Genomic DNA, 291 nt, shown 5'->3' on the forward strand with positions numbered 1-291 from the left:
CGTATGGGGCGTGGGGGGCGGCGCAGTCGGCGCAGAGCCTGGGTGAGGGGGCCACGTCCGGGCAGGGCTCCGACGCCGCCTCGCTGAGCGGGCAGGGCGCTACGGGCAGCAGCGCGCTGGTGAAGGTGACGGCGAGCATCGGCGGCGGCAGCCAGTCGAACCAGAGCCACTTCCAGCAGACCACGCAGCAGGGCAGCACGGTGACGGCTCGCCACGACCTGACGGTGGTGGCGACGGGCAGCGGCGCGACCGACGCCAGCGGCCAGGCCGTGGACGGCGACATCACCCTGC

At 74.9% G+C, this 291-nt stretch carries 1 protein-coding gene; it reads left to right on the forward strand.

Annotation, left to right across the window (positions count from 1 at the left end; translation table 11 throughout):
- Positions 1-291 (forward strand): hypothetical protein (locus ACH65_RS20440; protein ID WP_049624072.1); only part of this gene is annotated, 291 nt, incomplete at both ends.

Origin of the sequence: Frateuria defendens (genome assembly GCF_001182895.1) — a bacterium.
GTDB classification, from domain to species: Bacteria; Pseudomonadota; Gammaproteobacteria; order Xanthomonadales; family Rhodanobacteraceae; genus Frateuria_B; species Frateuria_B defendens.